Raw genomic sequence first — 26,656 nt, 5'->3', positions numbered from 1 at the left:
GCGTCCCCGGCTCCCGCGTTCCCGGCTACAGCGGGGTGAACTCGACCGGGAGCGCGGTCAGCGCCCGGTGGATCGGGCCCGGACGCCACAGCACGTCCGCCCGCGGGACGGCCAGCCGCAGGTCGGTGAGGCGGCTGATCAGGTACTCGATGGCGGTGACGGCCATCAGGACGGCCGGCTGGCGGGCCGGGCAGCGGTGCGGGCCGGCCCCCCAGGCGAGGTGCGCGTAGGAGCCGCCGAGCGACTCGCTCTCGGCGGGGGTGAGCGCGGCCTGCGCGTTGGCGGAGGCGTAGGAGACCAGGACCGGCTGCTCGGGGGTGAGCGGGGTGCCGTGGAAGACCAGCTCCCGCCGCGGGTAGTGCGGGGAGAAGTTGGACAGCGGCGGGTCGTTCCACAGCACCTCGTTGACCGCGTCGTGGGCGGTCATCGCGCCGCTGTGCAGCGAGCCGGCGTAGCGGTCGTCGGAGAGCATCCGCAGCAGGGCGCCCGCGATCAGGTTGGCGGTGGGCTCGTGGCCGGCCATCAGGGTGAGGGTGATGTGCCGGACGACCTCGTCGTCGGCGAGCTTCGCGGGGTGGCCGAGGAACGCGGAGATCAGGTCGTGCCGGGGGTTGGCCCGGCGGTCGGCGACCTGCTCGGTGACGACGGCGACCAGGTCGGCGTACGCGGCGGCGGCGCCGCTGGAGGTCTCGAAGGAGTGGTTCATCGCGTTGCTGATCCGGTCGATGTCCGGGTCGGGCACGCCGTACCAGGAGGTGAGGATCAGCAGCGGCAGCCGGTACGCGTACTGGGCGAGCAGGTCGGCCCGGCCGGTGTCGGCGAACTCGGCGATGAGCTGTTCGGCGACGGCGGTGGTGTCGCGCTGCAGCAGGTGGGGTTCGAGGATGCCGACGCTGTCGGTGATGACCTGGCGGTAGCGGGTGTGCGCCGGGCCGTCGGAGAACAGCGCGGTGGGGCGCCAGCCGAACAGCGGGAGGATCGGGGAGTCGGCGGGCTGGGTGGCCTGCCAGCGGCGCGGGTCGCGGGTCCAGGTGTCGGTGTCCCGGAGGACCTCCAGGGCGACGTGGTAGTCGGTGACCAGCCAGGCGTCGACGCCGGGGGCGAGTTCGACGGGGGCGAGCGGTCCGCGGTCGCGCAGCCGGGCGTAGTGGGCGTGCGGGTCGGCGGCGAACTGCGGGCCGTACAGGGCGGTGCGGACGGTCACGGGGCGTTCTCCGGGGGCAGCCGGTCCAGGACGTGTTCGGTGAGGGTGATCAGGGCGTCGACGCAGCCGCCGTACTCGCGGGCGTCGCACTCGACCAGCGGGGTGGCCGGGTCGAGGTCGAGCGCGGCGCGGATCGCGTCCAGGGCGATCGGCGGGGTGTCGGGGAACCGGTTGACGGCGACGGTGTAGGGCAGGCCGGCCTCCTCGATCAGGTCCATCGCGTCGAAGGCGTCGGCGAGCCGCCGGGTGTCGACCAGGATCAGCGCGCCGAGGGCGCCGCGGGCGAGGTCCTCCCAGAGCGGCAGGAAGCGGCGCTGGCCGGGGGTGCCGAACAGGTAGAGGACGAACTCGCCGTCGGAGAGGGTGAGCCGGCCGAAGTCGACGGCGACGGTGGTCGCGGTCTTGCCGGGGGTGTGGCTGATGTCGTCGACCGGGGCGCCGGCCGCGGTCATGGTCTCCTCGGTGTGCAGGGTCGGGATCTCCGACAGGGTGCGCACGAAGGTGGTCTTGCCGACCCCGAAGGGGCCGGTGACCATGAGCTTCATCAGGATCGGGTCGGTCGGCGGCAGGTAGGCCGGGGCACCGGCGGGCCCGTCGCCGGGCAGGACGGCGGTGCTACTTGAGGGCGCGAAGTCCACTGAGGAGCCTTTCGGCGAGGTCCCGGTTGACCGGCTGGGCGGAGGGGATCGGCGCGCGGACGGCCAGCGCGCCGCGCTCGGCCAGGTCGGCGGCGACGAAGGTGGTCGCGCTGACGGGCAGCCGGAGGTGGGCGGCGGCCTCGGCGAGGGTGAGCGCGCCGGGGCGGACCAGCTCCCATAACTGGCGGTGTTCGCCGCCGAGTCCGGCCGGGAAGTCGGCGGCGGCGTGCAGCACGCTGAGCCGGTCCAGGGCGTTGGTGCCGGCGGCGGCGGCGCGGCCGTGGGTGGCGAGGTAGGCCGGGACGAGCCGGCGGCGCGGCGGCGTGGTCACGGGCGGCTCGCCTCCCGGGCCGGGCTGGCCAGCGCCCGGGCGAGCGCGGCGACCTGCACCTGCATCTGGTAGGCGATGGTGCCGAGGTCGGCGCCGGGCAGGGCGAAGACGGCCAGCGAGGAGTTCTCGCCGGCCGGGGTGACCACGGCGTAGCCGTGCTCGGACTCGACCACGGTCTGGCTGAGCGCGGTCTTCTCCTCGCCGGTGAAGGCGGTGGTGAAGGCGCGGGCGGCGGCGTGCAGCGAGGCGGTCATCGCGGCGACCCGGTCGGCGCCGTCCCGGCCGAGGTCGGCGGAGTGGCCGGTGACCAGGCCGTCGCCGGTGGCGATGACGGCGTTCTGCACGCCCGGGAGGTCGAGCAGCGGGGTGAGGACCCAGGAGAGGTCCTCGGTGTGGCGGCGGAGCGGGGCGGTCACGGGTGTTCGACTCCTTCGGGTGCGGCGGGTCCTTCGGGGCTCGCGGTGCGGTCGGCGGCGCTGCGGCCGGCGGCGGTGCCGCTCTGCAGCGCCGACCAGGCGCTGCGGGCCCGGTCGGGGGTGGTGGTGCCCGCCGGGGCGGGGAGGGGGGACGGCGCGTCCTGCCGCGGGACGCGGGGGGCGCGGCGCTTGCGGGTGGGCAGGGCGTCGCCGGCGTCGAAGACCGGCGCGCCCTGGCCGACCGGCCGGGGCGCGAGCGCGGAGAGCGGGGCGGCCGGGTCGGTCAGGGTGAGCAGTTCGGCGGGCAGCCGCAGGATCGCGCGGACGCCGCCGTACGGGGACGGCTCGACCCGGCAGCCGAAGCCGAACTGGCGGCAGAGCAGGCCGATCACGGCGAAGCCGGCCTGCGGCGGGTCGCCGAGCTCGGTGAGCAGCACCTCGGCCTGGCCGTCGAGCAGGTCGCCGGCCCGTTCGAGCTGGTCGGGCTCCATGCCGACGCCCATGTCGTCGACCACCACGAGGGCGCCGGAGCTGCCCTGTTCGAGGGAGACGACGACCCGGGTCTCGGGGTGGGAGTAGGCGGTCGCGTTGCCGAGGATCTCGGCGAGCGCGATGGCGACCGGCTCGGCGGCCCGGGCGGCCACCGCGAGCCGGGGTTCGCGCAGGTGGTTGGTGATCTCGATCCGGGCGTAGCCGGCCACCCGGGACTGCGCGCCGACGCACAGCTCGGCGAGCGGGGAGTCCTCCCGGGTCATGCCGGGCCAGGCGCCGGAGAGCACCGCGAGGGACTGCACCCGGCGCAGGGTGAGCTCGTTGCGGAAGTCGAGGGCGAGCAGCCGGGGGTCGTCGACCGAGAGCTGGATCTCCTCCAGCAGCGAGCGGACCTGGATCAGCAGCGCCTGGATCTTGGACGCGGAGCCGCGCAGCGCGGCCCGGGCGGCGGCGTCGGTGCGCTCGCGCTCGGCGAGCGCGGCGCGCAGCGCGGCGGCCAGCACGGACTCCAGGGCGTGCTGCAGCTCCTCGCCGCCGCCGGTGCTGTCGAGCGGGCCGGGGACGGGCGTGCGGGGGTGGGTGAGCGCGGTGGCGGCGGCGGGCAGCCGCTCGTGCGCGAGGTGGGTGAACTCGCGGACGGCGGCGGCCAGCCGGGCCTCGGCGAGGGTGCACCGGGCCTCGGCGGAGTGCGCCCGGGCCTCGGCGGCGCGGGCGCGCTCCTCGCCGGTGCGGGCGCGGTCCTCGGCGGCCCGGGCACGGACCTCGGCGCCCTCGGCGCGGTGGTCGGCCTCGGTGGCGCGCCGGGCGGCGGCGCGGGCGGCCCGGGTGGCGCGCCGGGCGGACCACAGCAGGGGTCCGGCGGTCAGGGCGGCGCCGGCCAGGAGGGCGAGCACGATCTCGACCATGGGGTCCTCGGGGGGATTCGTCGCGGCGGGGAGGCGGGGACGGCGGGCGGTGCCCTGGCTCGGGCTGGGCCGTGGGCTCGGGCGGTGCCCTGGCTCAGGCGGTGGCGGTGGCGGTCGCGGCGGTGGCGGCCCGGTCGGCCGCGGCGCGGGTGCGCTGCCGGGCGAGGTGGGCCATCCGGCCGACGACCTCCAGCATGGCGGGCGGCTCGGTGCCGTCGAGGTGCCGGTACTCGGTGCCGATGGTGACCAGCAGCCGCTCGGGGAGGCCGAGTTCGGGGTAGCGGTTCTCGTCGATGACGGTGCGGGCGGCCTCGGCGGCGGTGGCGCCGGCGGCGTGCAGGGCGTGCGCCCGGTCGCGGACGTAGCGCAGGTAGCCGGCGTGGCCGCGCAGGTCGGCGCGGGTGAGCAGCGGGCCGTGGCCGGGGACGACGGTCTCGGCGCCGGTGTCGAGCAGCCGCTCGACGGCGTCGATGACGTTGCCGAGCGGGCCGGCCCAGTGCACGGGGTGGTCGCCGGGGCGTTCGGCGGTGGAGCCGAAGACGACGTCGCCGGTGAAGACGGTGGAGCGGGTGGGCAGGTGGACGATCAGGTCGCCGCTGGTGTGGGCCGGCGGGAGGCTGCTGACCTGCACCGGGATGTCGCCGACGCGCAGTTCGAGTTCGCCGGTGAAGACGGTGTCGGGGACGACCGGCGGGGTGCCGGACCAGTCGAAGCAGCCGAAGTGCTCGTGCAGGTAGGCGCCGGTGTCCTCGCCGCGGTCGAGGCCGTCCAGCAGGGCCTGCTGCTGGGCGGGGGTGGGCTCGTAGGCGATGTGGTGCAGCGCCTCGCGGGTGGTGATCAGTTCGGCGTCGGGCAGGACGCCGGCGCCCCACATGTGGTCGCCGTTGGCGTGGGTGACGACGATCCGGCCGACCTCGGTGCCGGGGGCGAGGACGGCCCGGGTGCGGGCCAGGAACTCGCCGGCCAGGGTGCGGTCGTACGGGGTGTCGATCCAGAGCGCGGCGCCGTCGGCGGCGACCAGTCCGCAGTTGGCCAGGCCCCAACCCCGTTGCTGCGGCTGCCACGCGTATACACCGTCGGCTATCGAATGGAAGTTCGCGCTCCGCGTCGTCATGGGCGCGATTATGCCCAACGCTGTGTCACCGCTCGGCTCCGGCCCACGAATTGGACATGCCAGGCCGAAAAGGGCCGTCCGGGAGGGCGGTGGTGCGGGGACGGAGCGCCCGGCCGTTCCGGGCGGCGGTCCCGGGCGGGAGCGGTGAATTCGTACAACATTGAACAACTTCGGCTATACTCGTCGGCATGGACAACTCTGCGACCGAAGCGCCGGCGGTCCCCCCGTCCCGGACCGGGGAGGCGGACACGCCCTGGCTCGACGCCCGCGAGCAGCGGTTCTGGCGCGCCCACCTGGAGGTCGGCAAGCTGCTCGACCACCAGCTGAGCCGGGAGCTCCAGGCCCACGGCCTCGCGCTCAACGACTACGAGATCCTGGTCGTCCTCTCCGAGTCGCCCGAGCGCCGGATGCGGATGACCGACCTGGCCACCGCCACCCTGCAGTCCAAGAGCCGGCTCTCGCACCAGATCACCCGGATGGAGACGGCCGGCCTGGTGCTCCGCCAGGAGTGCCCGGGCGACCGCCGCGGCCTGTACGCGCACCTGACCGAGCACGGCTGGGAGACCCTGCGGAAGGTCGCCCCGGACCACGTCCGCAGCGTCCGCGAGCACTTCGTCGACCGGCTCACCGACGAGCAGCTGGACGCGCTGTACGCGGCCCTGGCCCCGATCGCCGAGCACCTGCGCGGGCTCCGCGGCCGGGGCTAGGTCCTGTCCGGTCGGCTCACGAGGTCAGCTCGGCCACCAGCCGGTCCGCCGCCGCGTACGGGTCGAGTTCGCCCGCGGCGACCCGGCCGGCCAGGGCGTCCAGGTGCCGGTCGCCGCGCAGGTCGCCGATCCGGGCGCGCAGCGCGGCCAGGGTGATCGCCTCGACCTCCTGGGCGGCGCGGCGGCGGCGGCGGGCCGCGAGTTCGCCGGTCTCGGCCAGCCAGGCGCGGTGCTTCTCCAGGGAGTCGACGAGTTCGTCGAGGCCCTCGCCGCGGGCGGCGACGGTCTTGACGATCGGCGGCCGCCAGTCGCCGGCCTGCCGGGACTCGCCCAGGCCGAGCATGTGGTTGAGCTCGCGGGCGGTGGCGTCCGCGCCGTCCCGGTCGGCCTTGTTGACCACGAACACGTCGCCGATCTCCAGGATGCCCGCCTTGGCGGCCTGGATGCCGTCGCCCATGCCGGGGGCCAGCAGCACCACCGAGGTGTCGGCCTGCGCGGCGATCTCCACCTCGGACTGCCCGACGCCGACGGTCTCCACCAGGATCACGTCGCAGCCGGCCCCGTCCAGCACCCGCAGCGCCTGCGGGGCGGCCCAGGCCAGGCCGCCGAGGTGGCCGCGGGTGGCCATCGAGCGGATGAACACCTCCGGGTCGGTGGCGTGCTCCTGCATCCGCACCCGGTCGCCGAGCAGCGCGCCGCCGGAGAACGGCGAGGACGGGTCGACGGCCAGCACCCCGACCCGCCTGCCCTGCCTGCGGTAGGCGCTGACCAGCGCCGAGGTGGAGGTCGACTTGCCGACCCCGGGCGAGCCGGTCAGGCCCACCGTGTAGGCCCGCCCGCTGTACGGGGCGAGCGCCGCCATCACCTCGCGCAGCTCGGGCGCGGCGTTCTCCACCAGGGTGATCAGCCGGGCCACCGCCCGGGGACGGCCCTGCCGGGCCTGCTCGACCAGCGTCGCCACATCGGCCATCGGGTTCTGCTCCTCGCTGCGCAACGGCGGAAAGACGGACGCCCCGCGGGCCGCTCGCGCGGCGCCGCGGGGCCGGGGGGACGGGCCGGCTCAGCCCTGGGCGGGCACCTTGACGATCAGCGCGTCGCCCTGGCCGCCGCCGCCGCACAGCGCGGCCGCGCCGGTGCCGCCGCCGCGGCGCTGGAGCTCCAGCGCCAGGTGCAGCACCACGCGGGCGCCGGACATGCCGATCGGGTGGCCGAGCGCGATCGCGCCGCCGTTGACGTTGACGATGTCGGCGCTGACGCCGAGGTCCTTCGTCGACTGGTGGGCGACGGCGGCGAACGCCTCGTTGATCTCGATCAGGTCGAGGTCGCCGACCTCCAGGCCCTCCTTGCCGAGGGCGTGCCTGATCGCGTTGGACGGCTGCGACTGGAGCGAGTTGTCCGGGCCCGCCACGTTGCCGTGCGCGCCGATCTCGGCGAGCCAGCTCAGGCCCAGCTCCTCGGCCTTGGCCTTGCTCATCACCACGACGGCGGCGGCGCCGTCGGAGATCTGCGAGGAGGTGCCGGCGGTGATCGTGCCGTCCTTGGTGAACGCGGGGCGCAGCTTGGCCAGGCCCTCGGCGGTGGTGTCGGCCCGGATGCCCTCGTCCTGGGAGAACAGGACGGGCTCGCCCCTGCGCTGCGGGATCGGCACCGGGACGATCTCGGCCTCGAACACGCCGTCGGCCTGGGCCTTGGCGGCACGCTGGTGCGAGGCGGCGGCGATGGCGTCCTGCACCTCGCGGGTGATGCCGAGCCGGGCGTTGTGCTTCTCGGTGGACTCGCCCATCGGGATGTTCTCGTAGGCGTCGGTGAGGCCGTCGTGCGCCATCGCGTCGAGCATGCCGATCGCGCCGTACTTGAAGCCCTCGCGGGACTTCGGCAGCAGGTGCGGGGCGTTGGTCATCGACTCCTGGCCGCCGGCCACCACCACGTCGAACTCGCCGGCCCGGATCAGCTGGTCGGCCAGCGCGATCGCGTCCAGCCCGGAGAGGCAGACCTTGTTGATGCTGAGCGCCGGGACGCTCAGCGGGATGCCCGCCTTGACCGCCGCCTGCCGGGCCGGCATCTGGCCCGCGCCGGCCTGCAGCACCTGGCCCATGATCACGTACTGGACCTGCTCGCCGGTGATGCCGGCCCGCTCCAGCGCCGCCTTGATCGCGAAGCCGCCGAGGTCGGCTCCGGAGAAGTCCTTGAGCGAGCCGAGCAGCCGCCCCATCGGGGTGCGGGCACCTGCGACGATCACAGAAGTAGTCATGGACGAGCCCCTTCGCGCGTCGGACCAGAGGGTGGGGAGATGCGGTCAATGTACTGATCGGTCACCTCTGCGTCACCGCCCGGCAGGTGTGATCAGCGCTACTGGCACTGACCAGTGAACACCGTGCCGGGGCGGGGAAGGAAACGTGTGAGCAGGCTCGCAGCGCGGCCCGCTGGCGTCCGGCCGCGGGAATGCGCTGCACTGGGTGCCGCCCCATGTCCGCCCCGCCCACCGGAGGACCGCCACCGTGCTGACCCGCATCGACCACATCGGCATCGCCTGCTTCGACCTGGACAGGACGGTCGAGTTCTACCGGTCCACCTACGGCTTCGAGGTGTTCCACAGCGAGGTGAACGAGGAGCAGGGCGTCCGCGAGGCGATGCTGAAGATCAACGACACCGGGGACGGCGGCGCCTCCTACCTGCAGCTGCTGGAGCCGACCCGGGAGGACTCGACGGTCGCCAAGTGGCTGGCGAAGAACGGCGAGGGGGTGCACCACATCGCCTTCGGCACGGCCGACGTGGACGGGGACGCGGCCGCGATCGCGGGCAAGGGCGTGCGGGTGCTGTACGACGAGCCGCGGCGCGGGTCGATGGGCTCCCGGATCACCTTCCTGCACCCCAAGGACTGCGGCGGCGTGCTGACCGAGCTGGTCACCAGCGCGGAGCCCGGCGAGCACTGATCCGTTCCGGTACGGAGCGGGTACGGGAGGCCGCCGGCCGGTAACGAACCGGCCGGTAACTTCCGAAAAGCACCTCGCCCCCATTCCCCCCGTCGCGGCTCCCACTACAATGCCCAGGTGCGCTGGTACCACCGGTCCGCGCACCGCAGGGGAGTCCACGACGCGGGCACGGCCGGACGGTCGCCGTTCGGATCTGTCACCATTCTCCAGAGGCAACAGTTCGCTCAGGAGTCCACTCGGACGGCGGAGCGATTGCAAGGACCACCCGGTCCGACCGCGCGTCCGCGCGGCCGGAGCGGAACCGGTCGAGGACGCGACCAGGAGATGGATGGGACCGCGGAGTGCGGGGCTACGACCGCTACGAGGTTGAGGATCACCTCTCCAAGTTCGAGGCCGAGCTGGAGAAGGCCCGCAAGGAGCGGGACAAGACCATCGAGCACGCCGACGACCTCGCCTACCAGGTGGAGGTGCTCCGGGCCAAGCTGCACGAAGCCCGTCGGCAGCTCGCCCAGCCGCGTGCCTTCGACTCCGTCTCGGGCCAGGCCGAACAGCTCCTGCGCAACGCCGAGCTGCAGGCCGAGGCGCTGCGCGCGGACGCCGAACGGGCGGTCCGCGAGTCGCAGGCCGCCACCCAGCGGATGATGGCCGAGGCCGCCGAGCGCACCGCCCAGCTGGAGGCCGAGTTCAACGCCCGGCGCCACCGGCTGGAGGAGGAGCTCGCCGAGTTCCGGGCCGCCGCCGAACGCCACGTCAACGAGAACGTCAACTGGGCGGAGCAGACCCGCGCCGGCACCGAGCAGGAGGCCCAGCGCCTGCTCCAGGAGGCCCGGGCCGAGGCCGAGCGGATGATGGCCGCCGTCCGCGCCGAGGCCGTCGCCCTCGCCGACCAGGCCCGCGCCCAGACCGCCGCCGACGTCGACGCCGCCCGCGGCGAGGCCCAGGCCCAGGCCGAGGCCGCCCTGCTGCGCGCCCAGACCGACGCCGAACGACTGCTCCGGGCCGCCTCCGAGCAGGCCCAGCAGACCGGCGCCCAGGCCGAGGAGCAGCGCGCCGCCACCCTCGGCGCCGCCCAGCAGCAGCTCGCCGACGCGCACTCCGCCGCCGAGCACAAGCTGGCCGCCGCCGAAGCCGAGATCACCGCCCTCAAGCGGCAGGCCCTCGCCGACCAGGAGCGCGCCGAAGCCGCCCTGGCCGGCGCCCACGCCGAGATAGAGCGGCTGCGCGCCGAGGCGCTGGCCGAGACCGAACGGGCCCGCGCCGAGGCCGCCCGGATGCGCGAGGAGGCCACCGCCGCCGCCCAGCGCCTCCAGGCCGAGGCCACCAGCGAGGCCGAGCGGAAGGTCGCCGACGGCGCCGCCGCCAGCGAGCAGCGCTCCGCCACCGCCCGCGCCGAGATCGCCAAGATGGTGGCCGCCGCCACCCGCGAGGCCGAGCTGATCCGCTCCGCCGCCGCCACCGTCCAGGCCGAGGCGGACGCCGCCAAGGCCGCCGCCCGCGAGGAGAGCGAGCGCCTGCGCGGCTCCGCCGAGGCGGTCGCGGGCGAACTGCGCGCCGAGGCCGAGGCCGAGATCGCCGCCCTGCGGGCCGCCGCCGAGGGCGAGACCGCCGCGCTGCGCGAAGCCGCCGCCGCCGAGGCCGAGCGGCTGCGCGCCGAGGCCGAGGAGGCCGGCCGGGCCGAGGGCGCGAAGGACGCCGCGCTGCGGCTGGCCCGCGCCGCCAAGCAGGCCGAGGAGGTGCTCGCCCGGGCCGGCGCCGACGCCGAGTCCACCCGGGGCGAGGCCGCCGCCGAGGCCGAACGGCTGGTCGAGCACGCCAGGTCCGAGGCCGGCACGCTGCTGGAGCAGGCCCGCGAGGCCGTCGAGCAGGCGCAGAACGCCGCCATGGAGGACGCCGCCTCGATCCGCGAGCAGCTGGAGCGGATGCAGGCCGAGGCCGCCCAGGCCCGCGAGCAGGCCGAGGAGCAGCGCGCCGCCGCCGAGGCCGAGGCCGAACGGGTCCGGGCCGAGGCCCGCCGACAGGCCGCGGTGCAGATCGAGGAGTCCGCGAAGCAGGCCGAGGAGCTGCTGACCACCGCCAAGTCCGACGCGGACGCGCTGCGCTCCGGCGCCGGCGAGGAGGTCGAGCGGCTGCGTGCCGAGACCCGCGAGCAGGCCGCCGCCGTCCAGGGCCGGGCCGAGCAGACCCTGGCCCGGGCCCGGGCCGAGGGCGAGAAGATCACCGGCGCCGCCGAGCGGGCCCGCGCCGAACTGCTCGCCGCCGCCGAGGCCGACGCCGAGGAGACCCGGGCCGCCGCCGAGCGGCACGGCGCCGAACTGCGCGAGCAGGCCGCCGCCGCGGCCGCCACCGTCCGCGCCGAGGCGGACGCCGCCGCCGAGGCGCTGCGGGCCGACACCGCCCAGTGGGCCGAGCGGCACCGCGCCGAGGCCGAGGAAGCCGGACGGGCCGTCCGGGCCGACGCCGAGGAGGCCGCCCGCGCGGTCGCCCAACGGGCCGAGTCCGCCGCCGAGGCGCTGCGCGAGGAGGCCGCCGCCGCCCGCGAGGCCGCCCGCGCCGACCTGGAGCGCGACCAGGCCCGCACCGCCGAGCAGTTGGCCGAGGCCACCGCGATCCGGGCCGCCGCCGACGGCGAGGCCGAGCAGGTCCGCGAGGCCGCCGCCGCCGACGCCGCGCGGACCCGCGAGAGCGCCGACACCGACGCGGCCGAGCTGCGTGCCGAGGCCGAACGGGCCTTGGCCGCCGCCCGCGCGGACGCCGAGGCGCTGGGCGCCGACTCCGCCGCCGACCGGGCCGAGGCGGCCCGGCTGCGCGAGGAGGCCGACGCGTACGACCGCGAACTGCGGGCCACCGCCGAACGCGAGAGCGCCGAACTGCGCGAGCGCACCGAGCGCGAGAGCGCCGAACTGCGGGAGGCCGCGGAGGCGTACGACCGCGAGCTGCGGTCCGTCGCCGAGCGGGAGACCGCCGAACTGCAGTCCGTCGCCGAACGCGAGAGCGCCGAACTGCGTGCGGCCGCCGAGGCGTACGACAGCGAGCTGCGCGAGCGCGCCGACCGGGAGACCGCTGAACTGCGCGCGACCGCCGAGCGCGAGACCGCTGAACTGCGCGCGAACGCCGACCGGGAGACCGCCGAGCTGCGGGCCACCGCCGAACGCGAGAGCGCCGAGCTGCGGGAGGCCGCCGAGGCGTACGACCGCGAGCTGCGGGCGACCGCCGAGCGCGAGAGCGCCGAGCTGCGCGAGCGGGCCGAGTCGGCCGCCGAGCAGGTGCGGGCGAACGGCGAGGCGCGGGCCGCCGAGCTGGTCGCCGCGGCCGAGCAGGAGGCTGCCGAGGTCCGCCAGTCGGTGGCGGGCATGCACGAGAAGGCCACCGGCCAGATCGCCGAGCTGCGCGCGACCGCCGAGCGGGAGGGTGCGGAGCTGCGCGCGGCGGCCGAGGCGTACGACCGCGAGCTGCGGGAGCGGGTCGACCGGGAGAGTGCCGAACTGCGGGCGTCGGTGGCCGAGTTCGCGCAGCAGCAGCGGGCCGAGGCGGAGGCCGGGGCGCAGCGCGTGCTGGCCGAGGCGGACGAGCTGGCGGCGGCCGCGCTGGCCGAGGCGGAGGAGCGGGCGGCGGCGCTGCGCTCGGACGCCGAGGAGTACGCGCTGGCGACCCGGACGCTGGCGGAGGAGTTCGACGCGGACATCCGCGGCCGGGCCGAGTCCTTCGACCGGGAGACCCGGGAGGCCGCCGAGTCGTACGACCGGGCGACCCGCGAGCAGGCGAAGTCGGTGCTGGAGAAGGCGTTCGCGGACGCCGAGCAGCTCGCCGAGGAGGCCCAGGCGGAGGCGCTGGCGACGGCCGCGGCCGCCGAGGAGCAGTCCGACGCGATGGTGTCGGCGGCCCGCCAGGAGGCGGAGCGGCTGCGCGCCGAGGCCGAGGCGCGGGGCACCGCCGAGGTGGAGAAGGCCCGTTCGGACGCGGACGCGCTGCTCTCCGAGGCCCGGCGGGACTCCACGGCGATCCGCGAGCGGGCCGAGGAGCTGCGCGAGCGGACCGACGCCGAGATCGAGGCGCTGCACGAGCGGGCCCGCAAGGAGAACGCGCAGGCGATGAAGTCGGCCGGCGAGCGGGTGGACGCGCTGGTGACGGCGGCCCAGGAGCAGTTGACCGAGGCCGAGGAGCAGGCCCAGGCCCAGGTCGCGGAGGCCGAGGAGCGGGCGGCGGAGCTGATCGCGGCGGCCGAGTCGCGGGCGTCCGAGCTGACCTCGGAGGCGTCCGCGGAGGCGGGCCGGGTGCGGATCTCCGCGGTGCGCAAGGCGGAGACGCTGCTCAAGGAGGCCGAGAACAAGCTGGCGGACTCCACCACCCGCGCTGAGGCGCTGATCATCAAGGCGGAGGCGAAGTACAAGGCCGCCGAGATGGAGTCGGAGGAGAAGCTGGAGGCAGCGGCCGACGAGGCCGCGTCGCGTCTCAAGCGCGCCGACGAGGAGGCCGAGAAGCGGGTCCGCCGGGCCGGTTCGGACGCCGAGGAGCAGCTGCGGCTGGCCGCCGAGGAGGCGGAGCGGCTGCTGGCCGAGGCGAAGTCCGAGGCCAAGCGCGTGACCGACGAGGGCCAGCGGGAGTTGGACGAACTGGTCCGCCGGCGCAAGGACATCAACACCGAGATCTCTCGGGTCCAGGACGTGTTGTCGGCGTTGGAGGCGTTCGAGGCGCCCGCTCCGCCGGCCCACCACAACGGGGGTAGCAAGAAGGACGGAGGGCCCAAGGCAGGCGCCGGAGTGGGCTCTCCGCGATCGGGAGGCAATCGCTCCGGGGGCGCGCCACCCGATTGAGCGGACATTGTCCGCGAACCGACGGTGTTTCGCCGTTGACACTCCGGTACCGTGTCAGGATTCCCTCAACCATCTCAGCGGTTTGACGACAGGAAGCCCAGAAATCCCATGAGCGACAGTCACTCCCCGCACGGCTTCGACCTGGTACGCCGTGGGTACGAGCGCGCCCAGGTCGACGAGCGGATCGCCAAGCTGGTGGCCGACCGAGACAGCGCGCTCTCCCGGATCAGCGCGCTGGAGAAGCGCATCGAGGAACTCCACCTGGAGACCCAGACGGCCCAGGCCGCGGTCACCGAGGCGGAGCCCTCCTACGCCGGTCTCGGTGCCCGCGTCGAGAAGATCCTCCGCCTCGCCGAGGAGGAGGCCAAGGACCTGCGCGACGAGGCGCACCGCGCCGCCGAGCAGCACCGCGAGCTGGCCGAGGCCGCCGCGCAGCAGGTCCGCACCGAGGCCGAGAACTACGCCAAGGACCGCAAGGCCAAGGCCGAGGACGAGGGCCTGCGGATCGTCGACAAGGCCAAGTCGGACGCGGCCCAGCTGCGCGCCGAGGCCAACAAGGACGCGCAGAACAAGCGCGAGGAGGCGGACGCCCTCTTCGAGGAGACCCGCACCAAGGCCGCGCAGGCCGCGCTGGAGTTCGAGACCAACCTGGCCAAGCGCCGGGAGCAGTCCGAGCGCGACCTGGCGGCCCGTCAGGCCAAGGCCGAGAAGCGGCTGGCCGAGATCGAGCACCGCGCCGAGCAGCTCCGCCTGGAGGCGGAGAAGCTGCGCACCGACGCGGAGCGCCGTTCCCGCCAGACCATCGAGACCGCGCAGCGCCAGGCCGAGGACATCGTGGCCGACGCCAACGCGAAGGCCGACCGGGTCCGCAGCGAGTCGGAGCGCGAGCTGGCGGCGCTCACCAACCGCCGCGACTCGATCAACGCGCAGCTGACCAACGTCCGCGAGATGCTGGCCACGCTGACCGGTGCGGCCGTCGCCGCGGCCTCGCTGCCGACCGACGACTCGCTCGGCGTGCCGGCGCAGCAGTCCCGCTGACGCCCTGACGCCCCGTCCCCTGTCGGGACGACCGCTGGCAGTGCCCGAAGGGGCCCGGAGCTTTTCGCTCCGGGCCCCTTCGGGCTCTGTCCGGAAGCTACTTGACGCGCTTGAGCAGCGCCCGGACGGCGGCGGTGAAGGTCTCGGGGGCCTCCAGCGCGGAGAGGTGGCCGACGGCCGGGATGACGGTCAGTTCGGCGTCGGAGAGCGCCTCGGCCATCATCCGGGCCTCGCTGAGCGGGGTGACGGTGTCGAGTTCGCCGACGATGACGGCGGCGGGCACGTCGAGGGCGGCCAGTTCGTCCAGCGAGTCGGGGCGGGCGGCCATCGCGCGCTGCGCCCAGGCGACCGCGGCCGGGTCCGCCTCGGCGATCATATTCCGTACGGCGTCGGTGAGTTCGGGGTCGGTGCCGGGGGCGAGCAGGTTCTCCGCCATCCGTTCCTCGATGAGCAGGTCGACGCTGCCGCGCTCCAGGACGGCGGCGGCGACGCGTTCCCGGTTGGCGCGGGCGGCGTCGGTGTCGGTGGTGGCCTTGGTGTCGGCGAGGACGAGTCCGGCGAGCCGTTCGGGGTGGCGGCGGGCGAAGGCCATCGCCACGTAGCCGCCCATCGAGAGGCCGCCCAGGACGGCCCGTTCGAGGCCGAGGCGGTCCAGCAGGGCGGCCAGGTCGTCGGCGGCGGTGTCCAGCGACGGGGGCCGGTCGCCGAGCGGGGCGGCGCCGAAGCCGCGCTGGTCCGGCGCGATGACCCGGGCGTCGTCCCCGGCCGGGCCGGGGACCCGCTCCAGTTGGACCTCCCACATCCGCGCGGGGAGCGGGAAGGCGTGCAGCAGGACGAGCGGGGTGCCGGTGCCGTTCTCGCGGACGGTCGGCGCGCTGGGCGAGGTCATGGTTCCACCGTAGGGCCCGGCGGGCACGCCCCGGACGCAGGTTGTCCGATTCATCCGCTTTTTGCCATAACCTGGGCGCAGACCAAGGAGAGGCACATGATCGAGTTGCATCACCTGACGAAGCGTTATGGTGACAAGTTGGCCGTGGACGATCTCAGCTTCCGGATCCCGGAGGGCGTGGTGACCGGCTTCCTCGGCCCGAACGGCGCCGGCAAGTCCACCACGATGCGGATGATCCTCGACCTGGACCACCCGACCGGCGGCGACGTCACCATCGACGACCGGCACTACGCCGAGATCCAGGACCCGCTGCGGAAGATCGGCGCCCTGCTGGAGGCGAAGGCCGTCCACCCCGGCCGCACCGCCTACGACCACCTGCTCTGGCTCGCCCAGTCCAACCGGGTGCCGACCGCCCGGGTCGACGAGGTGCTCGACCTGGTCGGCCTGACCGCGGTGGCGCGGAAGCGGGCCCGCGGCTTCTCGCTCGGCATGGGCCAGCGGCTGGGCATCGCCTCCGCGCTGCTGGCCGACCCGCAGACCCTGATGTTCGACGAGCCGGTGAACGGCCTCGACCCCGAGGGCATCCTGTGGATCCGCAACCTGATGAAGCGGCTGGCCTCCGAGGGCCGCACCGTCTTCGTCTCCTCGCACCTGATGAGCGAGATGGCGCTGACCGCCGACCACCTGGTGGTGATCGGCCGCGGCCGGCTGCTCGCCGACCTGCCGATGGCCGAGTTCATCAAGCGCAACTCGCGCTCCGCCGTCCGCCTGCGCACCCCGCACCAGGAGCAGCTGCTGAACGCCCTGCACGGCGCCGGGCTGCGCGCCGAGGCGGGCCCGGACGGCTCCTGGGAGGTCGTCGACGGCGACCCGGCGGTGCTCGGCGACCTGGCGGCCGCGCACGGCGTCACGCTGCACGAGCTGAGCCCGCAGCAGGCGTCGCTGGAGGAGGCGTTCATGCAGATGACGGCGGGTTCCGTGGAGTACCACATGGGGGCCGGCAGCACGGGCGCCCCGGGCACCGCGGCCGCCCCCGAGCAGCCGCCGCCCGCCTGGGGGGCCGGTTGGAACAACGACCGCACGCCCGGAAAGGAGGGTTGAGATGGCCGCGTTCCCCGCCGTCGCGCAGTCCGAGTGGACCAAGATCCGCAGCGTCCGCTCCACCGTCTGGTCGCTGGCCTCGGTGTTCCTGATCACCGTCGCGCTGGGCCTGGCGATCAGCCTGGTCGCCCGGAACAACGTCTCCGACTTCACCCAGGACGGCGTGCCGTTCGACGCCACCGCGATCTCGTTCATCGGCGTCGGCTTCGGCCGGCTCGCCATCGTGGTGTTCGGCGTGCTGGCCGTCGGCAACGAGTACAGCAGCGGCATGATCCGGGTCTCGCTGGCGGCCGTCCCGCAGCGCGGCACCCTGCTGGCCGCCAAGGCCGCCGTGCTGGGCGGGCTGGCCCTGGCCGCCTCGCTGGTGACGGTGTTCGTCGCGTTCTTCATCGGCCAGGCCGCGCTCGGCGGCTCGCTCTCCACCACGCTGGGCTCGGAGAACGTGCTGCGCGCGGTGTTCGGCACCGCGATCTACCTGACGCTGCTCTGCCTGCTGTCGGCCGGCGTCACGGTGATGGTGCGGCACCAGATCCTGGCGCTGGCCATCCTGGTGCCGTTCATCCTGCTGGTCTCGCCGATCCTGTCGATCGTCCCGGTGGTGAAGAACGCCGTGCACTACTTCCCGGACCAGGCGGGCTCGGCCATCATGCAGGTCTTCCCGACCGACGACCTCCCGTACGGGCCGTGGACCGGCCTGCTGATCTGCGCGGCCTGGACGGCGGCCGCGCTGCTCGGCGGCTACCTCGTCCTGAAGAAGCGCGACGCCTGACCGGCCGTCAGTACTTCGGAGCGCCGCGGCCCCGCAGGATGTTGGAGCCGCGGCGCCCCCGCGCTCCCCAGCAGGCCCGGTGCCAGTGCCGCCGGTCCTCGACGCCGCCGCCGTGGTCGGGCCAGGCCACCACGTGGCCGACGCCCGGCGGGATCTCCTGGTCGCAGCCCGGGCACCGGTAGAACCGCCCGGCGGTGCCGGCCACGGTCTGCACCACCCAGTCCTCGCCCTGGTACTCCTCGGTCCGCCGCAGCGAACTGCCCATCGGCGCACCGCCGCCCCGGTCCTCGGACTTCTCGATCCGGTTGCGACGCGGTGACACGTGACTCCCCTTTTCCCGATGCGGCCTGCCCCCCAGGGTACGGGCCGCGCCGCGCCGGCGGGTCAGGTCCCCGGCATCGGCGGGGCCGGGCGGCCGGTCCGGGGCATCGGGCCGAACGCCGGGACCGGCCGCCCGCGGGTACCGGCGCAGGGCGTCGCGCCCGCCCGGCGCCACGGTTCCCCCCGCGAAGTGGACGGCACTCGAACCAGGCTTGCGCCGCCAGTGACCCGGCCCCTCCCCCGCCCGTTGCACCCCGGGAGTCGCCGAGCGTCCCGTCGGCCCCGCCCGCACCATTAGCACGAGACCCGGAACGACTGCCACCGGTTTGGCGTTAATCCACCCTTTCCCCGGGAAAATCGTGGGTTCCGCGTGCCATTGGCACATGACATGGGTTACTCACGTGGTGACACGGCGGGGCCCGCGGCCCCCGCGCGGCACCGCATGGAGGCAGGCTCCCGATGACGAAGACCACCGACCGGCCCGAAGTCCGTTCCGCCCTGCCGCGGACGGCGGCCGCCGGGGTGGTACCGGCCGAGCGGCCGGCCGCCGAGCAGGTGCCGGGCGCCGGGACGGACGCGATCCGGGTCGGCGCCTTCCTGCTGTCCGCGCAGTTCCCCGGCCAGGACCACGCCGAGGCGCTGGACCGGACGGTCTCGGCCGCGGTGGCCGCCGAGCGGGCCGGCCTGGACGCGGTCTGGCTGGCCGAGCACCACTTCGTGCCGTACGGGGTCTGCCCGGACGCGGCGACGCTGGCCGGGCTGCTGCTGGGCCGCACCCGGCGGATCGGGGTGGGGACGGCGGTGAGCGTGCTGAGCACCCGCCACCCGGTGGCGCTCGGCGAGCAGGCCGCGCTGCTGCACCTGACCTCGGGCGGCCGGTTCACGCTGGGCGTGGGGCGCGGCGGCCCGTGGATCGACCTGGCGGTGTTCGGCGGCGGCCTGGAGGCGTACGAGCGGGGCTTCCCGGAGCGGCTCGACCTGCTGCTGCGCTGGCTGCGCGGCTCCCGGGTGGACGCGGCGGGCCCGCAGTTCGCCTTCCCGGAGGTGGCGGTGGTGCCGCGGGCGGCCGGGTCGAGCCGGCGGACGGAGCTGGCGGGCTGGCTGGGCCTGGAGGGCGCGGTGATCCCCCGGCAGCGCCAGGACGAGGCGTCGCCGGCACGCTCGGGCCCGCCGGTGGTGGTGGCGTGCACCTCGCCCGACGGGGTCCGGACGGCCGCCGAGCGGGGCCTGCCGATGCTGCTGGGCATGCACGCGGGCGACGAGGACAAGCGGGCGATGCTGGCCGCGTACCGGGCCGCCTGGCGGGCGGCGGGGCGCGGCGAGGAGCAGCTGGCCCGGGTCGAGCGGGAGCACGTGGCGGCGGGCGTGGCGCAGGTGGACGACCGGGCCGGGGCGGCCCGGGCCGGCCTGCTCCGCGCGATGCCGGACTTCTTCGCGCACGGCCTGGGCGCGCACCGCACGGTGGACGGCCGGGAGCGGACGATGCGCGACCCCCGGGCCTACACCGAACTGCTCTGCGACCTGCACGCGGTGGGGACGCCCCGGCAGTGCGCGGACCGGCTGCTGGCGACGGCGGAGCGCACCGGCATCCGGCGCTTCGCGCTGCTCGCGGAGGGCACCGGCGACACCCAGGCGACCCTGCACAACCTGGCCCGGCTGGGCGCGGAGGTGCTGCCGCAGCTGTCCTGAGGGCGGGCCGGACGGAGCGGGCGCGGCGGCCGCGGGCCGTCCCGGTGGTGCCGGGACGGCCCGCGTTCGGCGGGCGCACGCGGGGCGCGGGCGGGAGCCCGGGCGGCGTGCGGCACCGGCGGCTGACGCCTGGTCAGCAGTCGCGCAGCTCGGGCGACTGGTTGAGCAGCTGGCCCCGGATCGAGGTGAAGCGGGCGTGCCGCTCCTCGGTCTCCGCGCCGGGCGCGAAGACCGCGACGCGGTGACAGTTCTGGAAGGCCAGCCGGACCCCGAAGTGCCGCTGCAGGGCGCCCCGGATCGCGTCGCTGGCCAGCGCGCGGAGCAGCTGCCCGCGCTCCTTCTCGCTCGGCGGGGGGACGTCGTTGTCGGCGAAGTCGGTTCCGTCGACCTTGAGTTGGGCGACCAGCGAGCTGATCATGTCCCAGGCGTAGGGCAGCGAGGTGCGGACGCAGTCGACGAACTCCCGCTCGTCGACCTCGCCCCGTTCGGCTTTCTCCAACAGGGCCGGTGAGACGTCGAGCGACATGGGTTCTCCTCTCGCGGTCCGTTCCGGCGGAGTCGCCGAAACGGCGGTGCTGGGGGTGGTGCGGTGAGGGTGGTGCGGTGGGTGGTACCGGCCGGTGGGTGCTGGGAACGCGCGGACGGGTGTGCGGTGGACCGCGCGCCGTGTTCGAGTGCGGACGGGAGCGACGGTCGGGTGGACACCGCGCGCCTGGTCTCTGGCCGGAGGGTCAGACCAGCGTGGCAGGCACCCCCGCACCGGGGTTGGCGATTCGGCGGATTGCCGCCCCGAACGCCCCTCCCGGGGGCAGATTGGCCGGAATCCGACGTGTCCCAACCCTGTGCGCCGAACTGGCCCCTTTCACCACACGTGTCCGCGTGGTCACCATGTTTCGCCGCCGCCACCCGGTTCACACCCCTCCCGCGCGCACTCGCTCCAAACGGCTCCCGGCACCGCCCCGACCGGACCGGCCGTCTCGGCTTCGGGCCCCTCCGGCCCCCGTTCGCCCGGCCGCCCGCGGGCCCCTCCCACCGCCCCGCGGAATCGAACACGGACGGGGGCACTCCCGACGGGCCTTAGGCTTGTCCCCATGCGTCTTGTCATCGCCAAGTGCACCGTGGACTACGCGGGCCGCCTCGCTGCACATCTGCCCTCCGCCGTGCGCCTGGTGATCGTGAAGGCCGACGGGAGCGTCAGCATCCACGCCGACGACCGGGCCTACAAGCCGCTCAACTGGATGTCGCCGCCGTGCTCCCTGAAGGAGGCCGACGGCGTGTGGACGGTCACCAACAAGGCCGGCGAGAAGCTGATCATCACGCTGGAGGACGTCCACCACGACTCCTCGCACGAGTTGGGCGTCGACCCGGGCCTGATCAAGGACGGCGTGGAGGCCCACCTCCAGGAACTGCTCGCCGACCGGATGGAGGTGCTCGGCCCCGGCTGGCAGCTGATCCGCCGCGAGTACCCGACCCCGATCGGCCCGGTCGACATCCTCTGCCGGGACTCCGACGGCTCGACCGTCGCCGTGGAGATCAAGCGCCGCGGCGAGATCGACGGCGTCGAGCAGCTCACCCGCTACCTCGAACTCCTCAACCGGGACCCGCTGCTGGCCCCCGTGAAGGGCGTCTTCGCCGCCCAGGAGATCAAGCCGCAGGCCCGGGTGCTGGCCACCGACCGCGGCATCGGCTGCGTCGTGCTGGACTACGACGGGCTGCGCGGCATCGACGACGACAAGCTGAAGCTCTTCTAGACCCCTCCCCCGGGCCGGCCGGAGACCCCCGGCCGGGGCGCGCCGCCGTGCTCCCGGCACGCCCCTCCGCCGCACCCGCCGCCGGCACCGATCCCGGCCCGCCGGGGGGCCGGGCCGGGCCCGCCGCTCCGGGGCGCGGTCAGGTGGGGCTGCTGGTCGGCGTCCCGCCCGTCGTGCCGCCGGTGGTCCCGGCGCTCGTCCCACCGGTCGTGCCGCCGGTCGTCCCGCCGGTGCTCGTCCCGCCCGTGGTTCCCCCGGTCGTGCCCCCGGTGCTCGTCCCGCCGGTCGTGCCCCCGGTGGTCCCGCCCGTGCTGCCGCCGGTCGTCCCGCCCGTGGTACCGCCCGTCGTGCCGCCGGTGGTCCCGCCGGTCGTCCCGCCCGTGCTGCCCCCGGTGGTGCCGCCGGTCGTCCCCCCGGTGGTGCCGCCGGTCGTGCCACCCGTGGTGGTCCCCCCGCCGCCGGTCGTCCCGCCGGTCGTCCCGCCGGTGGTGCCGCCCGGCTTGGTCGTGGTGGCCGTCGCGGAGGGCGTGCTGGTGGGCTTGCGGGTGGCGGAGGGGCTGGCCGAGGCCGATCCGCTGGCGGACGGGGAGGGGGTGGTGTCCGCGGTCGGGCTGTCGCTCGCGGAGGGGCTGTCGCCGGCGGACGGGGTGGGGGTCGGCGAGGGGGTGCGGCGGGGGCTCGCGCTGGGGTCGAGCGGGGGGAGGTCGTCCGCGGAGTTGCCGGGGTGGTCGCCGGGGCGGTCGTCGCCGGTGGCGGCGACGCCGATCGCGGTGCCGAGCACGCCGAGCGCCATCACGGCGGCGCCGGCCAGCAGGACGGTCTTGCGGGCGCCGCGCGGGGCGCGCTTGCGGAGCCGGCCGGGGACGACCTGGGCGATCGCCCGGATGGAGCGGCGGCGGCGGGCGGGCGGGTTGTCCGGTCCCGCGGTGAGCGCGGCGGTCTCCTCCAGCCGGATCAGGTCGAGCATCCGGCGGGCGGCGGCCTGGCCGCGCTGTTCGCCGGCGGCGGCGCGCAGCGCGATCGCGGCCTCCAGTTCGGCGACGGCCCGCCGCCCGTTGCCGACGCAGAGCGCGTGGACGCCCAACTCGTGGTGGAACCAGCCTTGTTCGGCTTGGGCGCCGAGCATGGTGGCGGCTTCCAGGCCGAACTGGAGGGCGCGTTCCCAGGCGCCCCAGCGCAGTGACAGGGCGAGCGCGGGGCCGGCTGCCCGGGCCAGTCGGATCACCTGGGCGGGGCGGTCGGCGTCCCGTTCGGCGAGCAGCACGGCGAGGATCACCTCGGCCTCGGCGGCGACCTGCTTGGTCGAGACGGAGGCGTGGCCGACCCACCAGGCGAGGTGTTCGGCGGCGCCCTGCGCGATCCCGCCGGGGGCGAACGGCGCGGGCAGGCCGCTGGTGTCGTCCTCGACCTCGGGCAGCAGCGCGTCCAGGACGCCTTCGGTGAGGCGGTGGTGTCCGCCGACCGAGACGGCGAGTCCGGCGTCGACGAGTTCCTGGAGGGCGCTCTCGCCGAGCCCGACGTCGATCAGCGCGGGCAGGTGCGGGGCGGTCGGGCACTCGCCGCCGAGGGCGAGTGCGAGGCGCAGCACCAGCCGGGCCTGTTCGCTCAGGCCCTGGACCAGTCGGCGGGCCGGGGCGGCGCTCTCGCCGACCGAGGGGAGCGGCACCTGGCGGCGCAGCTCGCGCTCCAATTCGGCCGGGTCCCTGGGGAGTTCGTACTCCTGGACGGAGCCGAACACGCTCCGCCGGTCCTCCTGCGCGGCGACCAGCGCGTCGACCGTGACGTCGCGCTGGCGCAGTAGCGCGGCGGCCCGGACGAAGCGCAGCGGCAGGCCCTCGGACTCGAACCAGAGGTCGACCGCCCAGGCCCGTTCGACCTCGTCGAGCGGACGGCCGGCCAGTCGGGCCGCGAGGGTCAGGCTGGCGGGGCGGGACAGGCCGGCCACCAGGTGGTCGCGCAGCCGGGAGCCGGGCGGGGCGGGCGGGCTGTCGGGGGCGGCGGCTATCAGGAACGCGCACTCGGGGGCGAGTTCGAGCAGTTCCACCAGTTCGTCGCCGGTCGGCCCGACGTCGTCGATCACCACCACGGCGGCGACGCCGGCCAGCAGTTCGGCCAGCTGCTCCCGGTCGGGCCGGAAGTCGGGGGCCTGGTGGGTGACGGCGAACAGGTCCTGCAGCAGGTCGGTGACGGTGCGCCGGTAGCCGCTCAGCCGCACCACGCCGTCCGGTGCGAGCTCGGCGGCGGCCTCGGCGACGGCGGCGAGCAGCGCGGAGCGGCCGGAGCCGGCCTGGCCGAGCAGTTGGACGGAGCGGCCGGCCCGGAGTTCGTCGAGCAGGGCGGCGACGTCCCCCTCGCGGTCCAGCAGCCGCAGGTCGGTCGGTCCGGTGCCGAGCGCGAGCGGGCCCACGGCGGGGCTGGGGCCGAGTTCCGGCCGGGCCTGCACCAGGCCGCGGATCCGGCGCGGCTGCGGCATCCACTCGTCCGGGCAGTGCCTGGCCTCCGAGCCCTCCGGCCCGCCGACCACCACCAGCCGCTCCCCGCTGACCAGTTCCCCGCTCCGCGGGCGGACCCCGTCCCCCCGGAACTCCCCGCTCGGCTGACCCACGTCGCTGCTCCCCGCCACTCGGACACCTGAGCGGAGACTTTCCCACACGGGCACGGCGGGTCACCACACAGGGGTGGTTCCGACACCTAGCCGCTCCGTGCACGAACACCCGCGCACCGCGCGCGACCAGCGGCGCAGAGGACGTGCTCCCCGGGAGCGCGGCGCACCGCGCGAACCGGAACGCGCCCCTCGGCGAAGGGCCCCGACGGGAGGACCCGCGCGGCAGGACCCGGCGGCAGACCCCGCGCGGCCGACGGGCCGCGGGCAGGCGCGCCCGGGTCAGCCCAGCGCGGGCAGCGTCGTCCCGCAGGGGTCCTGGACGGTGTCCTCGACCGCGAGGATCCGGTGCAGCCGGGTCGCGACCAGCAGCCGCTGCAACTGCCCGGGGACCTCGCGCAGCACCAGTCGGCGGCCGACCCGGCCGGCCCGGCGGTGGGTGCCCATGATGACGCCGAGGCCGGTGGCGTCCCAGAATTCGAGGCGGGCCAGGTCGAGGACGAGGTCGCCCTCGCCGCCGTCGACGGCGGCGTGCAGCAGTGCCCTGGCGTCGGCGGCGCTGCGCACGTCGAGCCGCCCTTCGATGGCCAGTCCGGTGTGGTCGCCGGTGATGCGCATGCTGTCCTCCTCCTCGGCCGTCCGCTGTACGTCCGCCGTACGTCCGCTGCCACGGTGCGCCCGCGCCTCCGGGGAACGTCCGTGCCCCGCGGGGCCGCGTCCGCGCGGCGGCCCCTTCCTGAATCTGACGGCGAACCAGTTCCGCAGGTTGCTGTCACCCGCCGGACTGCCCCTCAACTTCACCCGTCCGAGGGAATATACGCAGGATCACCTCACACCTACGCTCGACTGCCGCCCAAATCACCCGTCTGCGGGCGGACCGTGAGCAAACTCACCCGGCCGCCCAGAACGTCCCGCACCCGGGCAGCACGGACCACCTGCGGGAGCGGCATCGCCCTGTGCCGGACTCTAGTGGGAGCGCGACCGCAGTGGTGCGATCCGGCGGTGTGATCTGCGCCGGAGGGGGTGTGATCTGCACCCCTCCGCTCCGGCGGGCCGCCAGGCGGCCCTCAGCCGCCCGGCCGGCCGCCCGCCGGGACGGGCACGCCGAGCTCCTGGGCGAGGATCGCGGCCTGCACCCGGCTGCGCAGGCCGAGCTTGGCCAGGATCCGGCTGACGTGCGTCTTGGTGGTGGCCTCGGCGGTGCGCAGCCGCAGCGCGATCTCCGCGTTGGACAGGCCCGCCCCGAGGCAGCCGAGCACCTCGCGCTCCTTGGGCGTCAGGCCGTCCAGCGCGCCGGGGCCGACCGGGTCGGGGGCGCCGGGGCGGGCGAAGGAGGAGATCAGCCGGCGGGTGACGGAGGGCGCGAGCATGCCGTCGCCGCGGGCGACCGTCCGGACGCCGTCGACCAGCGCCTCGGCCTCCAGGTCCTTGAGCAGGAACCCGGCGGCGCCGGCCCGCAGCGCGCCCCACACGTACGCGTCGAGGTCGAAGGTGGTGAGCACCAGCACCTGTGCGGCTCCGGCGGCGACCACCTGCCGGGTCGCGGCGACGCCGTCCAGCCGGGGCATCTGGATGTCCATCAGCACCACGTCGGGCCGCAGCTCCAGCGCGAGCCGGACGGCCTGTTCGCCGTCGGCGGCCTCGCCGACCACCTCCAGGTCGTCCTCGGCGCGCAGGATCATCACCAGCGCCGCCCGCACCGCGGCCTGGTCCTCGGCCACCAGGACCCGGATCACGCCCGCCCACCGCCCTCCGCCGTCCGCGGCAGCACCGCCCGCACCGTCCACACGTCCCCGCCGTCCGCTTCGCCCGGCCCGGCGGTGAACTCCCCGCCGAGCAGGTGGGCCCGCTCGCCCATCCCGACCAGGCCGGCCCTCGCCCCGGGCACCGACCGCCCCTCCCCCGGCCGGTACGGGGAGGCCACGGTGATCTCCAACTCGTCCTCCCCGTACCGGATGTCGAGCCGGACGAGGCCCGGCGCGGCGTGCTTGACCGCGTTGGTCAGCGACTCCTGGACGATCCGGTACGCGGCGAGCTCCAGCGGCGCGGGCAGCCCGCCCGGCTCGCCGTGCTCGACGGCCTCGAAGCGCAGCCCGGCCGCCCGCCCGGCCGCACCGGCCTGGTCGAGCAGCACGTCGACGGCGGCCAACCGCGGTGCGGCGTACGGCTCTTCGGCGCCGGAGTCGCGCAGCAGGCCGATCATCCGGCGCATCTCGGCCAGGCCCTGCACGCTGTTCTCCCGGATCACCGCGAGCGCCTCCACCAGCGGCTCGTCCCGGTCCCGGTGCTGGCGGCGGGCCACCGCCTGGGCGCCGGTGGCGTGGATCGCGATCGCCGACAGGTGGTTGGCGATCACGTCGTGCAACTCGCGGGCCATCCGGGCGCGTTCCGCGACCACCGCGCCGCGCCGGTCCAACTCGGCCAGCAGCGCGGTCTGTTCGGCGCGCAGCCGCTCGGCCTCGGCCCGGTCGCGGTGCCGCCGCAGCAGGTCGGCGGTCCAGACCGGGGTGAGGAAGACCAGCCCGCAGAAGACCGCGACCAGCAGCGCCCCGGGCACCGACCCGTACCGCCAGGTCAGCCCGGACAGCACCAGCGTGGAGGCGGCACCGGTCAGCTGCAGGACCTTGCTCATCCGGGCCGGGCCGTACAGGGTGGCCGCGTACAGCAGGTCGGTGTACATCAGCAGGGTCGCCATCAGCGAGCCCAGGTAGACGGCGACGCCGAACAGCACCCCGCCCAGGCAGACCGTCCAGACCGGGTACCGGCGCCGCCCGAACTCCAGGACGGCCATCGCGGCCAGCGGCAGCGCGACCGCCCAGACCGGCAGCCCGGGGCGGGCGTCGTAGGCGCCGAAGGCGAGCAGCAGCAGGCCGCCGAGCAGCCCGGCGGCGGCGATGGCCAGGTCCTCCTGGCGGGCGGTGAGCCTCACACGGTCCATCCCAGCA

At 75.6% G+C, this 26,656-nt stretch carries 23 protein-coding genes; 8 read left to right on the top strand and 15 right to left on the bottom strand.

Going from position 1 to position 26,656, the window contains the following annotated elements:
• Nucleotides 1-25 precede the first annotated feature (25 nt).
• The 6 genes from KSE_RS24905 to KSE_RS24880 form a co-directional block, all read right to left on the bottom strand.
• The gene (locus KSE_RS24905) at nucleotides 26-1,204 is read right to left on the bottom strand and encodes a cytochrome P450 family protein (RefSeq protein ID WP_014138123.1); all 1,179 of its coding nucleotides are present in this window, start codon (nucleotides 1,202-1,204) and stop codon (nucleotides 26-28) included.
• Nucleotides 1,201-1,749 (bottom strand): GTP-binding protein, encoded by a 549-nt coding sequence (locus tag KSE_RS24900; RefSeq protein WP_033259719.1) that lies wholly within the window; start codon nucleotides 1,747-1,749, stop codon nucleotides 1,201-1,203. Before KSE_RS24900 ends, KSE_RS24905 begins: the two co-directional genes overlap by 4 nt.
• A 70-nt stretch (nucleotides 1,750-1,819) precedes the next feature.
• Nucleotides 1,820-2,173 carry a DUF742 domain-containing protein gene (locus tag KSE_RS24895; protein WP_014138121.1) on the bottom strand — a complete coding sequence of 118 codons (354 nt, stop codon included), beginning with the start codon at nucleotides 2,171-2,173 and terminating at the stop codon, nucleotides 1,820-1,822.
• A complete protein-coding gene (locus KSE_RS24890; protein WP_014138120.1) occupies nucleotides 2,170-2,589 on the bottom strand; it encodes a roadblock/LC7 domain-containing protein in 420 nt (139 codons plus the stop codon). The genes KSE_RS24895 and KSE_RS24890 overlap by 4 nt, the downstream gene beginning before the upstream one ends.
• On the bottom strand, nucleotides 2,586-3,986 hold the full coding sequence (locus tag KSE_RS45915; protein WP_014138119.1) for an ATP-binding protein: 1,401 nt from the start codon (nucleotides 3,984-3,986) through the stop codon (nucleotides 2,586-2,588). The genes KSE_RS24890 and KSE_RS45915 overlap by 4 nt, the downstream gene beginning before the upstream one ends.
• A gap of 94 nt (nucleotides 3,987-4,080) precedes the next feature.
• Nucleotides 4,081-5,100 (bottom strand): MBL fold metallo-hydrolase, encoded by a 1,020-nt coding sequence (locus KSE_RS24880; protein ID WP_014138118.1) that lies wholly within the window; start codon nucleotides 5,098-5,100, stop codon nucleotides 4,081-4,083.
• A 188-nt stretch (nucleotides 5,101-5,288) separates the two neighbouring features.
• On the opposite strand from KSE_RS24880, the gene KSE_RS24875 reads away from it, so the two are divergent.
• Nucleotides 5,289-5,807, top strand: a complete 519-nt coding sequence (locus KSE_RS24875; RefSeq protein WP_014138117.1) for a MarR family winged helix-turn-helix transcriptional regulator — start codon at nucleotides 5,289-5,291, stop codon at nucleotides 5,805-5,807.
• Between the two features lie 16 nt (nucleotides 5,808-5,823).
• Here KSE_RS24875 and meaB read toward each other — a convergent pair whose 3' ends face one another.
• A complete protein-coding gene (gene meaB / locus KSE_RS24870) occupies nucleotides 5,824-6,777 on the bottom strand; it encodes a methylmalonyl Co-A mutase-associated GTPase MeaB (protein ID WP_014138116.1) in 954 nt (317 codons plus the stop codon).
• A gap of 90 nt (nucleotides 6,778-6,867) precedes the next feature.
• Nucleotides 6,868-8,058 (bottom strand): acetyl-CoA C-acetyltransferase, encoded by a 1,191-nt coding sequence (locus KSE_RS24865; protein ID WP_014138115.1) that lies wholly within the window; start codon nucleotides 8,056-8,058, stop codon nucleotides 6,868-6,870.
• A 247-nt stretch (nucleotides 8,059-8,305) separates the two neighbouring features.
• Between KSE_RS24865 and mce the strand changes: the two genes are divergently transcribed.
• From mce to KSE_RS24850, 3 genes are all read left to right on the top strand, one after another.
• Nucleotides 8,306-8,740 (top strand): methylmalonyl-CoA epimerase, encoded by a 435-nt coding sequence (mce, locus tag KSE_RS24860; protein ID WP_033259707.1) that lies wholly within the window; start codon nucleotides 8,306-8,308, stop codon nucleotides 8,738-8,740.
• A gap of 341 nt (nucleotides 8,741-9,081) precedes the next feature.
• On the top strand, nucleotides 9,082-13,551 hold the full coding sequence (locus tag KSE_RS24855; RefSeq protein ID WP_014138113.1) for a hypothetical protein: 4,470 nt from the start codon (nucleotides 9,082-9,084) through the stop codon (nucleotides 13,549-13,551).
• A gap of 108 nt (nucleotides 13,552-13,659) precedes the next feature.
• Nucleotides 13,660-14,589: a coiled-coil domain-containing protein gene (locus KSE_RS24850; protein WP_014138112.1), complete on the top strand. Its 930-nt coding sequence runs from the start codon at nucleotides 13,660-13,662 to the stop codon at nucleotides 14,587-14,589.
• A 97-nt stretch (nucleotides 14,590-14,686) separates the two neighbouring features.
• Here the strand turns inward: KSE_RS24850 and KSE_RS24845 are convergent, their stop codons facing one another.
• On the bottom strand, nucleotides 14,687-15,478 hold the full coding sequence (locus KSE_RS24845) for an alpha/beta fold hydrolase (RefSeq protein ID WP_014138111.1): 792 nt from the start codon (nucleotides 15,476-15,478) through the stop codon (nucleotides 14,687-14,689).
• A 96-nt stretch (nucleotides 15,479-15,574) separates the two neighbouring features.
• Between KSE_RS24845 and KSE_RS24840 the strand changes: the two genes are divergently transcribed.
• Nucleotides 15,575-16,579, top strand: coding sequence for an ATP-binding cassette domain-containing protein (locus KSE_RS24840; protein ID WP_033259711.1), 1,005 nt, complete (start codon nucleotides 15,575-15,577; stop codon nucleotides 16,577-16,579).
• A 1-nt stretch (nucleotide 16,580) separates the two neighbouring features.
• Nucleotides 16,581-17,348, top strand: coding sequence for an ABC transporter permease subunit (locus KSE_RS24835; protein WP_014138109.1), 768 nt, complete (start codon nucleotides 16,581-16,583; stop codon nucleotides 17,346-17,348).
• Nucleotides 17,349-17,355: 7 nt separating this feature from the next.
• Here the strand turns inward: KSE_RS24835 and KSE_RS24830 are convergent, their stop codons facing one another.
• Complete coding sequence (locus KSE_RS24830; RefSeq protein ID WP_014138108.1) at nucleotides 17,356-17,670, bottom strand: hypothetical protein; 315 nt, start codon at nucleotides 17,668-17,670, stop codon at nucleotides 17,356-17,358.
• Between the two features lie 578 nt (nucleotides 17,671-18,248).
• Between KSE_RS24830 and KSE_RS24825 the strand changes: the two genes are divergently transcribed.
• Nucleotides 18,249-19,358, top strand: a complete 1,110-nt coding sequence (locus tag KSE_RS24825) for an LLM class flavin-dependent oxidoreductase (protein ID WP_033259724.1) — start codon at nucleotides 18,249-18,251, stop codon at nucleotides 19,356-19,358.
• 133 nt (nucleotides 19,359-19,491) lie between these two features.
• On the opposite strand, the gene KSE_RS24820 is transcribed toward KSE_RS24825, so the two are convergent.
• Nucleotides 19,492-19,884, bottom strand: a complete 393-nt coding sequence (locus tag KSE_RS24820; RefSeq protein ID WP_014138106.1) for an SCO5389 family protein — start codon at nucleotides 19,882-19,884, stop codon at nucleotides 19,492-19,494.
• Nucleotides 19,885-20,449: 565 nt separating this feature from the next.
• Here KSE_RS24820 and nucS point away from each other — a divergent pair.
• Entirely contained in the window at nucleotides 20,450-21,109 is a 660-nt protein-coding gene (gene nucS / locus KSE_RS24815) for an endonuclease NucS (protein WP_014138105.1), read from the top strand.
• A 139-nt stretch (nucleotides 21,110-21,248) separates the two neighbouring features.
• On the opposite strand, the gene KSE_RS24810 is transcribed toward nucS, so the two are convergent.
• The 4 genes from KSE_RS24810 to KSE_RS24795 all read right to left on the bottom strand — a co-directional run bounded on the left by KSE_RS24810 (nucleotide 21,249) and on the right by KSE_RS24795 (nucleotide 26,649).
• Nucleotides 21,249-23,714, bottom strand: coding sequence for a hypothetical protein (locus KSE_RS24810; protein WP_014138104.1), 2,466 nt, complete (start codon nucleotides 23,712-23,714; stop codon nucleotides 21,249-21,251).
• A gap of 279 nt (nucleotides 23,715-23,993) precedes the next feature.
• Entirely contained in the window at nucleotides 23,994-24,329 is a 336-nt protein-coding gene (locus KSE_RS24805) for an STAS domain-containing protein (RefSeq protein WP_014138103.1), read from the bottom strand.
• A 449-nt stretch (nucleotides 24,330-24,778) separates the two neighbouring features.
• Entirely contained in the window at nucleotides 24,779-25,447 is a 669-nt protein-coding gene (locus KSE_RS24800) for a response regulator (RefSeq protein WP_014138102.1), read from the bottom strand.
• Nucleotides 25,444-26,649 carry a sensor histidine kinase gene (locus KSE_RS24795; RefSeq protein WP_014138101.1) on the bottom strand — a complete coding sequence of 402 codons (1,206 nt, stop codon included), beginning with the start codon at nucleotides 26,647-26,649 and terminating at the stop codon, nucleotides 25,444-25,446. The genes KSE_RS24800 and KSE_RS24795 overlap by 4 nt, the downstream gene beginning before the upstream one ends.
• Nucleotides 26,650-26,656: the final 7 nt, after the last annotated feature.

Source organism: Kitasatospora setae KM-6054 (genome assembly GCF_000269985.1).
Lineage (GTDB): Bacteria > Actinomycetota > Actinomycetes > Streptomycetales > Streptomycetaceae > Kitasatospora > Kitasatospora setae.
This window is presented reverse-complemented; position numbering and strand designations above follow the sequence as displayed.